Annotated in this window: 10 protein-coding genes; 7 read left to right on the top strand and 3 right to left on the bottom strand. The window is 72.3% G+C overall.

Features of this window, described 5'->3' with window-relative positions; genetic code table 11:
- Nucleotides 1-72: 72 nt before the first annotated feature.
- Both Aiant_RS32130 and Aiant_RS32125 read left to right on the top strand, forming a co-directional pair.
- Complete coding sequence (locus Aiant_RS32130) at nt 73-462, top strand: Rid family detoxifying hydrolase (protein ID WP_189333616.1); 390 nt, start codon at nt 73-75, stop codon at nt 460-462.
- A 33-nt stretch (nt 463-495) separates the two neighbouring features.
- A complete protein-coding gene (locus tag Aiant_RS32125; protein ID WP_189333617.1) occupies nt 496-1080 on the top strand; it encodes a hypothetical protein in 585 nt (194 codons plus the stop codon).
- Nucleotides 1081-1101: 21 nt separating this feature from the next.
- Here Aiant_RS32125 and Aiant_RS32120 read toward each other — a convergent pair whose 3' ends face one another.
- Nucleotides 1102-2322 carry a lysylphosphatidylglycerol synthase transmembrane domain-containing protein gene (locus tag Aiant_RS32120; protein WP_189333618.1) on the bottom strand — a complete coding sequence of 407 codons (1221 nt, stop codon included), beginning with the start codon at nt 2320-2322 and terminating at the stop codon, nt 1102-1104.
- A 276-nt stretch (nt 2323-2598) separates the two neighbouring features.
- Complete coding sequence (gene lpdA, locus Aiant_RS32115; protein WP_189333619.1) at nt 2599-3978, bottom strand: dihydrolipoyl dehydrogenase; 1380 nt, start codon at nt 3976-3978, stop codon at nt 2599-2601.
- 101 nt (nt 3979-4079) lie between these two features.
- On the opposite strand from lpdA, the gene Aiant_RS32110 reads away from it, so the two are divergent.
- Genes Aiant_RS32110 through Aiant_RS32090 form a run of 5 tightly spaced genes read left to right on the top strand, consistent with a single transcriptional unit; the run spans nt 4080 to nt 11472 of the window.
- Nucleotides 4080-5048 carry an effector-associated domain EAD1-containing protein gene (locus tag Aiant_RS32110; RefSeq protein WP_189333620.1) on the top strand — a complete coding sequence of 323 codons (969 nt, stop codon included), beginning with the start codon at nt 4080-4082 and terminating at the stop codon, nt 5046-5048.
- On the top strand, nt 5026-5973 hold the full coding sequence (locus Aiant_RS32105; RefSeq protein WP_189333621.1) for an AAA family ATPase: 948 nt from the start codon (nt 5026-5028) through the stop codon (nt 5971-5973). The genes Aiant_RS32110 and Aiant_RS32105 overlap by 23 nt, the downstream gene beginning before the upstream one ends.
- Nucleotides 5970-7151, top strand: a complete 1182-nt coding sequence (locus tag Aiant_RS32100) for a VWA domain-containing protein (RefSeq protein WP_189333622.1) — start codon at nt 5970-5972, stop codon at nt 7149-7151. Before Aiant_RS32105 ends, Aiant_RS32100 begins: the two co-directional genes overlap by 4 nt.
- Nucleotides 7148-10435 carry a type VII secretion protein EccCb gene (eccCb, locus tag Aiant_RS32095; protein WP_189333623.1) on the top strand — a complete coding sequence of 1096 codons (3288 nt, stop codon included), beginning with the start codon at nt 7148-7150 and terminating at the stop codon, nt 10433-10435. Before Aiant_RS32100 ends, eccCb begins: the two co-directional genes overlap by 4 nt.
- Nucleotides 10432-11472, top strand: a complete 1041-nt coding sequence (locus Aiant_RS32090) for an effector-associated domain EAD1-containing protein (protein WP_189333624.1) — start codon at nt 10432-10434, stop codon at nt 11470-11472. Before eccCb ends, Aiant_RS32090 begins: the two co-directional genes overlap by 4 nt.
- Here Aiant_RS32090 and Aiant_RS32085 read toward each other — a convergent pair.
- The gene (locus tag Aiant_RS32085; protein WP_189333625.1) at nt 11459-12589 is read right to left on the bottom strand and encodes a hypothetical protein; all 1131 of its coding nucleotides are present in this window, start codon (nt 12587-12589) and stop codon (nt 11459-11461) included. The two genes, Aiant_RS32090 and Aiant_RS32085, sit on opposite strands and share 14 nt — an antisense overlap.
- Nucleotides 12590-12653 lie beyond the last annotated feature (64 nt).

The following is a 12653-nucleotide window of genomic DNA, read 5'->3' as shown; positions in this document are numbered from 1 at the left end:
CGGGGTTTCTCCAGCCGAAGCTGTCAGGTAGTTGAAAGCTTGTCGATGGGTCGTGCGCCAGACTCGGGGTTCATGGAGAGAGTCGCGGTATCCAGTGCGGGCGCGCCGGAGGCGCTCGGGCCGTACAGTCAGGCGATCGTCGCGAACGGGTTCGTGTTCTGTTCCGGGATGCCGGGGATCGATCCGGTGAGCGGGGAGCCGGTGGACGGCATCGAGGGGCAGACCGAGCAGGCGTTGCGGAACCTGGGGGCGGTTCTCGACGCGGCCGGGTCGGGGCTCGATGAGCTGGTCAAGGTGACTGTCTTCTACGCGCGGGTCGAGGACTTCTCGCTGATCAACGAGGTGTTGGCGCGACACATGCCGGAACCACCGCCGGCCCGGTCGGCGCCGGCGAACGTTGCTCTGCCGCGCGGTCTGCTGATCTCGATCGAGGCGATCGCCGCCACGCGTTCGCGTGATTGACTCGTGTCCAACGGCGCTGGTAGGCACGGAAGGGTGACCTTCCTGTGGTCCTACACCGATGCCTTGGCAGCCGGCGACGAGGGTTGGTGGCGGGTGGCGACCCGGCACACCGCCGATCTGCTGGAGGCGGAGCACTGGTGGCTGGACCCACCCGGGCCGGTTCCGGTCCAGCACCTGCTGGTCGAGACGACCGCGCTGCTGTCCTACGCGCTGGCCCGCAGCCGGGACGGCGACCCGGACACGGTGACCGGCGCCATGCTTGCCGCCTGGGCCGCGGCCCGTCCCCTCCCGATGCTCGACGAAACGGTCCCGGACTCGATCGAGGGCTCTCTGTCGCTGATGCAGTGGAGCAAGATCTTCGAGGAACAACGCCTCCGCCAGCAGGACGACCTGGCCCGGCTCCTGCATGCCGCCGGTCACCGCCTGCCCGCCGCTGACCACCAGCTCGCCGCACCCGGCCACCAGCGGCCCGAGCCCGCCGATCCGGTCATGGTTCTCTGGAACGACCTGGTCGACCGGGAGCACCCGGGGCGCCGATACGGTCCGGACTCCCGCCTCCCCGGCCCGGCCCTGGCGCTCGGTCTCGGCGCCGTCGTTCAGCACTTCGACCGCGCCTGACCCACAACCCGAGCCGCCGGTTCAGGGTTCGCGGAATCGCGCCACCCCGTCCGGGAGGGCATCCATGCGGGTGGGGCGGCGGAGGGCCAGGTGGGCGGCCAGGCCGGCCGGGAGGATCAGCCAGAACGAGACGGCTCGGTAGATCAGGACAACGGCTGCGGCGGTCACCTGAGGGGCGCCGGCGGCGATCAGACCGGCCAGCATGCTGGTCTCGATCAGGCCGATGCCGCCCGGGGTCAGCGGGATCTGGCGGACCACCTGGACGGCCAGGTAGATCAGTGCCAGGCGATGCCAGGGGATCTCGACGTGCACCGCCGCGGCCGCGAGGACCAGGCAGCACATGTCCAGGAGCCAGTTGACCGTGCTGGCCACGAGCACGGCGAACCAGGTCACCGGCGGGACGGCCCGCGCGTCCCGCAGCGCCTGCGTCAGGGCGGGCCGGCGCAGGAGACGGGCGGCCGGCGCGATGACCCGGCGACCGGCTGCGCGGAGGCGGCCAGCGCCCCGGCGACGGCCGGGTGAGCCAGGGACGGCGGACCGGGGTGAGAGGTCGGGCGGGCCGGAGGCGATGGACCGGGGTGAGAGGTCGGGCGGGCCGGAAGCGGTGGGCTGCGGCGAAACGTCGGGCAGGCCGGAAGCGGCGGCCTGCGGCGAAACGTCGGGCAGGCCGGAAGCGGCGGCCTGCGGCGAAACGTCGGGTGAGCCGGAGACGGCGGGCTGCGGCGAAAGGAAAGGAGCGGCGGGGCGGCGGGAGCGGAGGCGGAGCCACAGCAGGGTGGCGGCCAGCAGGGTGAGGAGGGTGGCCGGCACGGACCAGGCGGCCGAACAGAGGAGGACCAGGGACAGGACGGTGACCACGGCGGAGAGCAGGGTGGCGGTGGCGGAGACGGCCGGGGTGGCGCCGTGCCGGCGGTAGGTCTGGAAGGCGTAGGCGGCGGACGCGGCGGAGCCGGCCGGGAGGGCCAGGCTGAGGGCGGAGCGGACGTAGGTCATGGCGACCGCGCGCCAGGACGGGACGTGGACGTCGAAGGCCGCGAGGAGGCGGCGCTGCTGCTCGGCGTACGCGAACTGGGACAGCGATCCGGCGGCGACCGCCAGCAGTGCCCACCACCAGTCGGCGGCGCGCAGCGCGCCGAGGAAGTCGGCCGGGTCCGGCAGCCGGCCGCGGAGAGTGCCGATCGCTACCGCGGCCACCAGCACGATCAGGAGATAGCGCAGCCGGCGCCGGCCCGTTCCGGACACCGGCGCTCGATCGGAATCGTCGTCCTCCCCGCCGTCGGCAGCGGGGAGTTCGCGTGTGGGCGGGACGCCGGGTGGGGCCGGGGCTGGGGCCGGCTGGGCGATCACGGTCACCGGTTCAGCGTTCCGGAACGGCGAGCGTTGGTCGTCATCCGCAGGGAGGCATTGCGGGGTACCGCGGACGCGGTACTTCCGGCGGGAATGGGCCGGGCGGCCTACGCCGCGCGGACCACGCGACCGCCCGGGGCGCGGCGGGCGGGCCCCGGGCGGCGCGGCGGGTCAGAAGTTGATCATGTGGCCGGCGAGGCCGTGGATCGCTTCCTTGACGGCTTCGCCCAGGGTCGGGTGGGCGTGCACGTTGCGGGCCACCTCGGTGACCGTCAGGTCCCACTGCTGGGCCAGGGTCAGCTCGGGCAGCAGCTCGGTGACGTCCGGGCCGATCAGGTGGGCGCCGAGCAGTTCCCCGTAACGAGCGTCACTGATGATCTTGACGAAGCCGGTGGCGTCGCCGAGGCCGTGCGCCTTGCCGTTCGCGGTGAACGGGAACTTCGCCACCCTGACGTCGAAGCCCTGCTCGCGGGCCTGCGCCTCGGTCCAGCCGAAGCTCGCCACCTGCGGCTGGCAGTAGGTGGCGCGCGGGATCATCCGGTAGTCGAGCGACATCGTCTCGGCGCCCGCGATGGTCTCGGCCGCCACGATGCCCATCGCCTCGGCGGTGTGCGCGAGCATCAGCTTGGCGGTGACGTCGCCGATGGCGAAGATGCCCGGGACGTTGGTGCGGCAGTGCTCGTCCACCTCGACCGCGCCCCGCTCGGTGAGCGTGACACCGGTGGTCTCCAGGCCGTAACCATCGACGTTGGGCGCGAAGCCGATCGCCTGGAGCACCTTGTCGGCCTCCAGCACCTCGGTCTTGCCGTTGCGCGAGACGGTGACCCGCACCGCGTCGGCCCGCTCCTCGATGCTCTCCACCTTCGCGCCGAGCCGCACGTCGACGCCGAGCTTGCGGTACTGCCGGAGCAGCTCCTTGGAGACGTCCTCGTCCTCCAGCGGCAGCATCCGGTCGAGGAACTCCACGATGGTCACCTCGACGCCGTAGTTGCGCAGGACGTACGCGAACTCCACGCCGATCGCGCCGGCACCCACCACGATGATGCTGCCCGGCAGCTCCGGGTCGAGGATCTGCTCCTCGTAGGTGACCACCCGGTCGGTGACGGTGGTGCCCGGGATCAGCCGGGTGCTCGACCCGGTGGCCAGGATGCAGTGGTCGAAGGTGACCTGCCGGTCCCCGACCCGCAGCGTGCTCGCGTCGGTGAAGACGCCGCGCCCCTGGATCTCGGTGATCCCGTTCTTCTTCATCAGGTAGTGCACGCCCTTGACCCGGCCGTCGGCCACAGTACGGCTGCGCCGGTGCGCGACCCCGTAGTCGAAGGTGACCGTGCCGTCGATGCCGAACGTCTTCGCCTCGTGGGTGAAGATGTGTGCCAGTTCGGCGTTGCGCAGCAGCGCCTTCGACGGGATGCAGCCGACGTTGAGACAGACGCCGCCCCAGTACTTCTCCTCGACGACGGCGGTGGAGAGCCCGAGCTGGGCGGCACGGATGGCGGCCACGTAACCGCCCGGCCCGGCGCCCAGCACGACAAGATCGAAATGTTCGGCCATGCCGCCGACCCTAGTCCGCAGTGGACCGGTCGCGGGCGGCCTTGCCCAGGTATTCATCGGGGCTCTACTGTCGCAGGATCCGCAATCTCACCGGACCGCAGTTGCGCGAGCTCGCCGAGGTCATGTGCGACGCCTACGTCGACCGGCAGCCGCTGGAGGAGCTCTTTCTCTTCCGGCTGGACCGGGATCTGTCGACCTACGTGGGCAATGTCGGCATGTCCGAGGTGATCTTCACGGTGATCCGTACGGCCAGGACGCAGGGCTGGCTGCCCGACCTGGTCGACCAGTTCCTCACCGACCGGGCGGACAACGCCGCGGTGCAGCGGTGGGCCGGCCAGAATTGGTCCGGCGGGCCGGCGCCGGCGATTCCGCCGCCGCCGGTCGACCATCGGCTGCTCGACTCCACCTTCTTCGACCTGGCGCCGCTGAAGAACCGGGTGAACGAGGTCCGGCGCCGGGTGCACCGCGCGGTGCTCGGGTTCGGTGTGCACGACGCCGACCCCACGGTCGTCGAGAAGCTCGTCGCCTGGCTGCCGCACTCGCTGGGCGAGAGCGAGTGCAAGGATCCGCTCAGCCTGCGCCCGGATCTGTATCCGGTGGACCGGCAAATCAAGCACGCGCTGCGTTACCTGCCCGACCTGGAGTACGTGAACGTGATCTGTCGGGTGCAGACCGAGGGCGCGCCGGTCACCACGCTCGCGGCGTTCTGGCGCGGGCTGTGTGCCCAGGCCGGGGTGCCGCGGCACCGGTTCGTGGTGCTGTTCACCGGCGGCCTGCGCAGGGACACCGGCGACTATCCACCGGACGTGGAGCGCCTGCCGCCCCCGGCGGTGCAGCAGGAGGACATCTATCTGTGGACCCAGGAGGTGGTGTCGCGGCGGGGCTGGCCACCGGCGCTGGCCGACTCGTGGGGCGCGCACCTGGAGCGAGAGGCGTCGATCGGCGCCGAGCTGGACATCCGGCTGCTCCTTGAGGAGATCGACAAGACGACGCGCCGGGCCCGGCAGACGCCGGACGAGTTCCGGCGGCATTTGGAGGGGTTGGGTCGTGCAGACGCGGCATCGCGTTGACACCTCGGTCTGGTTCGACGCCGAGGAGAAGCTACCGCCGTCCCGGGAGATCGAGGACGTCGCGGCGCCGATCGCGGTGACCGATCCGCCGGTGCGGGAGGTGCAGCGGGAGCCGTACCGGTTCGCGCCCCGGCTCGCCGAGGCGGTGAATCTGGCGATCGGGCTGGGCCGCCCGCTGCTGCTCCAGGGTGACCCGGGCGTCGGCAAGACCCGGGTGGCGCACGCGGTGGCCTATGCGCTCGGGCTGCCGCTGGAGCGGGCGTACGTGAAATCCACCAGCCGTGGCCGCGACCTGCTCTACACCTACGACGCGGTCCGCCGCCTGCACGACGTGCATCTGCACCTGCCCGCGGCCCAGGATGTGCGGCCCTATCTGCGGCTCGGCCCGCTCGGCCGGGTGATCGCCCGCGCCGAGCACCAGCGCCGCTCGGTGCTGCTGATCGACGAGATCGACAAGGCCGACCTGGATTTCCCCAACGATCTGCTGCACGAGCTGGACGAGCTGGCGTTCAGCGTCGAGGAGGACCCCGGCCAACGGTACGCGGTGCCGCCGGACCGTCCCGACCTGCGCCCGATCATCGTGGTCACGAACAACGAGGAGAAGACGCTGCCCGGCGCCTTCCTGCGCCGTTGCGTCTTCCACTACCTGGAGTTCCCGGCCGACCCGGCGGAGCTCGACGCCATCCTGGCGCTGCACGGCATCGACGGCCCGGACCTGCGGGAGGCGGTCGTCCGGGTGGCGCAGCGGCTCGGCGAGGTCGACTTCACCCGGCGGCCGGGGCTGAGCGAGCTGCTCGACTGGGCCGGGTTCCTCAAGGCCATGGCGGTCCCGGCGGACCGGGTGGACCAGCTGCCGTATCTCGGCGCCCTGGTCAAGCACCTGCCGGATCAGGTCCGGGCACGCGGCCGGGTGTCCCCGCCATGACCGGCGCGGCCCTGCCGCCGTTCCTGGTCGACCTGGTCACCCGGCTGCGCCGGCGCGGTCTGCCGATCGGGGTGGACGACTACCTGGCGCTGCGGTCCGCGCTCGGCGCCGGCTTCGGGGTGGCCTCGACCGCGGACTTCACCGAGCTGTGCGTGGCGCTCTGGGCGAAGTCGCTGGACGAGCGGGACCTGGTCCGGACCGTGCTGGCCGGCGCCGACCTGCCGGTGTGGCAGTCCGGGGTGGCCGCTGTCCCGCCACGCGCCGCGGAACCGCCGGTCGAGATCCCGGCCGGTGAGCCGCGCCCGGAGCCCGCGCCCGAGACCTCTCCGCAGCCGGCGCCCGAGACTCCGGCCCGGCCGGTAGTGCAGCGGCTGACCGGGATGACGGTGCCGCCGCCGAGCACCGGCGAGTTCGACTCGACGCTCGCGGTCACGCCCCGCTTCCCGCTCACCGCGCGCGAGATCGCGCAGATCTGGCGGCGGCTGCGCCGCCCGGTGCGGCAGGGACCACCGATCGAGGTGGATCTTGAGGCAACCCTTGACCGGTACGGCCGGACGGGTCTCGTGCAGGCCCCGGTCATGATGCCCGCCCGCCGGAACACCGCGCGGCTGCTCCTGCTGGTGGACCGGCAGGGCTCGATGACGCCGTACGCCGCGTACGTCGACCACCTGATCCGGGCCATCCGCAGCGCCGGGCGGCTCGACGCGATCACCACCTGGTACTTCCACAACCTGCCGGGCAAGCGGGTGGACAGCGCGCTGCTGGACCAGTTGCCCGACCCGTTCAGCCCGGCGGTCGACGCGGTGCTGACCCGGATCCCGCCGTTGCGGACCGGGCTGGTGCACGCCGACCCGGACCTGACCGAGCCGGTGCCGTTCGCCAGGGTGCTGGAGCAGACCGCGCCGGGCACCGCGGTGGCGATCGTCAGCGACGCCGGGGCGGCCCGCGGCAGCCTGCGGACGACCCGGCTGCTCGGGTCCTTGTCCCTGGTCAAGGCGTGGTATTCGGCGCACTGCCCGGTCGCCTGGATCAACCCGGTGCCGGTGTCCCGGTGGGCCGGGAGCACGGCCGAGCAGCTGGCCCGGCACGTGCCGATGTCCGGGCTCACCACCGAGGGACTGCACCGGGCGGTCGACGTGCTGCGCGGACGGCCGGGCCGGACGGAGCGGCCGCTGTGAGCGCGTGGACCCGGTCCTCCCGGGCGACCCAGGTGCTCTACGACGTGCGGACGGGGCTGCCGCCGGGAGCTCTCGACCTGGCCTGCCACGCGGCGGTGCCGGTCGTGCTCGACGTCGGGTTCCTGCACCTGTTACGGATCAACTTCTTCCTGGATCCGCCGGTGAGCCTCGGTCACGAGGTGGAGGCGGAGCTGCTGAACTCGGCCATGTTCCAGGAGGTCGGGGACGGGCTGTACGAGGTCGAGGCGGAACTGCGCGGGATGCTGCTGGCCGCCCTGGAGTCGGCGTACGGGACGGACCGGCTGAAGAAGGTCGCGCTGCTGCTGGAGCAGTACACCGATCACAGTGACCCGTGGAGCCCGCGCGAGCTGGACTTCGCCCAGCGGCTGACCGCCCTCAGCATGATCAACCCGGGTCGGGCGGCCGACTGGCTGGAGTTCGCGCAGCAGGCCACCGCGGGGTCGGACCAGCTCGGGCGCGAGTGGTTCGTCGCGATGCGGGAGCGCCTCGACCGGCAGGAGTCGCGCCCGGACAGCCTGGCGTACCGGCAGGCGGAGCTGCTCGACGAGCTGGCCTCCTTCGAGGGGCCGCCGGGCGTGGACGCGCTGACCGAACTGGGCCGGCTGAGTCTGCTGCCCGGGGTGGATCTGACGGCGGTGCTGCGGGCTCTGGACGAGCTCGAGGTGGACGACGGCTCCGAGTTCGGCGTGACCCTCCAGCGGATCCGCGCCACCCTGGCCGGCCTCGCTCCCGCCGCGGAGCCGGTGGCGCGGCGCGCGAGCCTCGACGACGAGTTCTCCCTGCTGGAGCTTCTCGGCATCGAGGACCTCTCCGCCGCCCGGATCTCCGCGCTCTGGAATCAGGGTGCCACGCCCTTGTTCGTGAGCTTCGGGCTGGACGAGAACGGCGCCACAGTGAACTTGGTGCCCGCCTCCGGCGATCCCCATGCGCTGATCGTCGGCATACCCGGATCGGGACGCTCGGAACTGCTCCGCACGCTGGTGCTGAGCCTAGCCCTGTACTACTCGCCGGAGCAGGTTCGGCTCCTGTTGATCGACTCGCACGGCAGCGCCCTGTTCAACGAGATGGACCGGCTGCCGCACACAACCGGCCTGGTGGTCAACCCGGCCGGCGATCCTGCCCTGCTCGACCGTCTGCTGGAGGTGATCGACGGCGAACTCGACCGGCGGCGCGCCAACTATCGGTCGCTCACCGCTTTGCCGCACCTGTTCATCGTCTGCGACGAAATCGTCAGCCTGCTCAACGCGAATCCGGAAGCCGAGGAGCGGATCCTCGCGGTGGCCCGGGACGGGCCGGCGCTCAACATATGCCTGATCCTGGCCACTCAGAGCGTGCAGCGTGACCAGCTGCGCGGGCTGGACGGCGAGCTGACCTGGCGGATCGCGCTGGCCGGTGGATCCACCGCCGAGTCGGAAGCCGTGCTGGGCAGCGCGGCGGCCCGCGACCTGCCCGGCGAGCCCGGGTTTGGCCTGCTGCGGCACGGCGGGGATCAGCAGTTGACCAGATTCCGGGCGGCCTATGTGTCCGGCCCGGTCTCAGCACCCGGCGGAGGGCGGCCACGGCGGCTCGCCGAGGTCGCCGTCAACCTGCTGAGCGGCATGGCCGACCCGGTCCCGCGGATCTGGCTGCCACCGCTGGGCGGCCCCGGCTCGCTGGACGCGATGGACCCCGTCACGATCGACGTGGAACGCGGACTTCAGTTCGTGCACCGCTCCGACCGGCCCGCGCTCACGGTGCCGATCGGCATCGTCGATCTGCCTCGCGAGGGCCGCCGTGACCTGCTGACCCTCGACTTCGGCGGCGACGCCTACCACGTGGGGATCGTGGGCGGAGCGGGGAGCGGCACGTCCGCCGCCCTGCGCACCGTGGTCCTCGCACTGGCGCTGTCGCACACCCCGGAGGAGGTGCAGATCTACTGCCTCAGCCCGGAGCCGGGGACCTTCGACGAGCTCCGGGACCTGCCGCACGTCGGCGGCGTCTTCGACCGGCGCAACCCGGACGGCGTCAAGGCCACCCTGGACAAGATCATCTATCTGTTCCGGCAGCGGCACCGGCAGCACGGCGGCCTGGCATTTCCCCGGGATCTCCGGCATGGTGGCCATGGGCACGTCTTCCTCGTGCTGGACGACCCGGCTGCGTTGCGCGCCAGTGCCCTGGAAGCGCTCTCCGAGCTGGTCCGGGGCCGGATCGGACACGGGATCCACCTGGTGGCCGGCGGCAGTCGGTGGCAGGACCTGCCCATGCCGCCCAGCGGTCTGCCCGAGTCCCAGCTGGAGCTCCGGCTCGACCGGCCGGACACCTCCGCGATCAACGCGCGAGCGGCCGCGCGGGTGCCGGCTCACTGGCCCGGGCATGGCATCACCCGGCCGGCCAGCCCCAGCACGGCGGTCCGGCACTTCGTCATCGCCCAGCCCGATCTGACCAGGACGCCGACCGCCCAGGTGGTGAACTTGGCAGCCGTCGGATGGCCGGGCCGCGGCGCGCCACGAATCGAAGTGTTGCCGAACTCGTTCATGTTCGCGGAGCTGACCGCCGAGCTGGGGCTGGCCGGCCGGATCCCGATAGGACTGCGTGAGCTGGACAACGGCCGGATGGAGGTGGACACCGAGAAGCACCCGAGCTTCCTGGTCTTCGGTGCTGCGGAAGCCGGCCGGACCACCTTCCTGTGGAACTGGGCCACCTGGCTGATCCGCCGGTGGACGCCCCTCCAGGCACGAATGCTGGTGATCGACTATGGCCGAGGACTGGTCCGCCTGGCCGACGCGGAGCACGTCCTCGGCTACGCCGTGTCGGCCTCGCATGCAATGACGCTGGTGCGCCAGATGGCCGACGCCCTCACCCACCGCCTGCCCGGGCCGGAGATCACCCCGGAGGAGCTGCGGACGCGGTCTTGGTGGACCGGACCCGAACTCTTCGTGCTGGTCGATGACTACGAGCTGGTGGCCTCCGCCCCCGGCAACCCGCTCGCCCCCCTCGTGGATCTGCTTCCACATGCTCGGGACATCGGTCTTCACCTCGTGCTGGCCCGGCGCACCGGCGGCGCCCGCGAAGCGAGGCTGACCGACCCGGTGTTGCAGCAGCTTCGCGAAACGGACGCACCGGGTCTGGTCATGTCCGGTGACCCGGCGGACGGAGCGCTGATCGGCAACGTCCGGCCAGAGCCGATGCCCCCCGGCCGGGCCCGCTTCGTCGTCCCCGGCGAGCCGACCCAGTGGGTGCAGCTGGCCCGCCGGATCTGGCCCGACCAGGAGGACCCGGCATGATCGACGGGCGGACGGCTCGGCTGCTCAGCGAGTCGCTGATGGACGCCTTCCCCCGGACGGCCGACCTCGAGGAGATGCTCTACTTCCAGCTCGACCGGCAGCTGGCCCGGATCGTCTCCACCGAGCAGCCGCTGACCACGGTCGTCTTCCGGCTGATCCGGGCCGCCGACTCGGAAGGCTGGCTGGACCGGCTCGTCCAGGCCGCCCGCGACTCCCGGCCGGCCCATCCCGGGCTGTTCGAGGTCGCCCAGTCCCGCCGGCCGACCGTGGACACGGGCGGACTGGAGAGCATCCTCAGCAGCCGGAACCTGGATATCCGGCCGGCCCTGTTCCGCGAAGCCCTCGCTCGCCTCGAAGGCCAGATCTGCCTCCTCGAAGAACGCACCGCCGTCGGCAGCCGGCCGCTGGGCACCGGGTTCCTGATCGGGCCGGATCGCGCGCTGACCAGCTACCACGTCGTACGAAAATTGATTGATCGAAAAACCGGAGCGGGTGACGTCGTGCTGCGCTTCGACCACAAGCATCCCGTGGACGGTGGACCGCCGTCGGAGGGGACCGCGTTCGGCCTGGCGCCGGACTGGCTGGTCGCCGCCGCGCCGAACGCGGCCTTCGAGGAGCTTCCGGGCGAGTCCGCCGAGTTGCCGGCCGCGGGTGAGCTCGACTTCGCGGTGCTGCGGATCGCCGGAAGCCCCGGCGAGGAGCCGATCGGGGCGCATCCCGACCCGAGGGCCGGGCGGCGGGGCTGGATCACCACGATCGGCGACGTGCCGCGCCGGAACGACGACATCCTGGTGTTGCAACACCTGCTCGGGCGGCCGATGCGGCTCGCTTTCGGCAAGGTGCTCGACGTGAACGCGAACGGGACCCGGCTGCGGCACACCGCCGACACCGACGAGGGGTCGTCCGGGTCGCCGTGCTTCACGCTCGCGTTCGAGCTGGTCGCGATCCATCAGGCCGGCGACCCGAACCAGGACGCCTGGCGGCCGAAGACCTACAACCGGGCGGTGCCGGCGCGGCCGGTGTTCAACACTTTGTGACGGCGGTGAGCCGGGCTACGCCGGCGGCGGGGACCTTCTCGACCGAGCCGTCGTCCGATCGGCGGACGCGCAGCTCACCGTCCGCCGTGGAGTCGAGCAGGGTGCCGCAGATCTGGGCCTGCTCGACCGTGGTCACCTTGACCAGGGGCTGGGCGGGGGCCGATTCGGGGAGGAACCAGTTCAGCACGCCGGCGACGGCGAGCAGGACCAGGGCGCTGCCGGCCAGGGCGACCGCGGAGCGCAGCCGCTTGCCGAGAGCCGCGGGCAGAGCCTGCCGGTCCCGATGCCAGTCGAGCAGTTCCTGATCGGTGGCCGTGGATCGGGTGCGCGGCCAGCCGTACGCCGCGCGGTAGGCCTGCACGACGGCGCTCCCGGCGGCGATCAGCGCGACCGCGACCACGAGCCCCAGGACGACCTTGCCGGGGTTCGCCAGCTTGCGGATCTGGTCGGTGCCGAGGGTCAGGCCGGCGATCCCGATCAGGCCGAAGAGCGCGCCCAGCGCGCCGAGCCACTTCTCCGCGGCCGCCCGCAACCGCTCCGGCTGCCCGTCCTGCGCCTCCCGGAAGGCCTCGGCGGCCGCCTGGAGCGACGCCGCATCCCGGGCCGACGCAGCATCCCGGAGCGACGCAGCATCCCGGGCCGACGCAGCATCCCGGAGCGATGCGGCGTCCCCGAGCGACCCGGCGTCCCGGAGCGACGCGGCGTCCCCGGCCGATGCCGTCTCCCGCGCCGACGCAGCATCCCGGGCCGACGCGGCATCCCCGGCCGGTCCGGCATCCCGGGCCGCGCCGGAACCGATCGGCTCGACCGTGATCGGGTCGCCGATCAGGGCGGTCGCGGCCCACGTCGCGCCGCATCCCCGGGGCGGGTTCCCCGGCCAGCCAGGATGCTCGGTCCCGCAGTTGCACACCACCGCGAAACTGCGCCGCGTGACCGCGTCGCCGTCCCCGCCGCCCTCCAATGACGTGCTGGTCAGCGAGACCTCGAGGCGCTGCGGATCGTCGCAGGCCGGGCACGGCCCGGTGAGGCGCAGCGTGGTCCCGGCCCGCACACCGCTCCAGCCGGCGACCTGTGTGGCGGTGACCGTGATCGGTCCCGGTTGATACGCCTTCGGCATGCCGCGAGGCTAGCGGACCGGCGCGCGGCGGCTGTCCTCACCGGTGAGGGCGGCACCTATGTCC

This window comes from Actinoplanes ianthinogenes, assembly GCF_018324205.1.
Taxonomy (GTDB): domain Bacteria; phylum Actinomycetota; class Actinomycetes; order Mycobacteriales; family Micromonosporaceae; genus Actinoplanes; species Actinoplanes ianthinogenes.
Note: the sequence above shows the minus strand (reverse complement) of the source record. Positions and strands in the feature narration are given on the sequence as shown.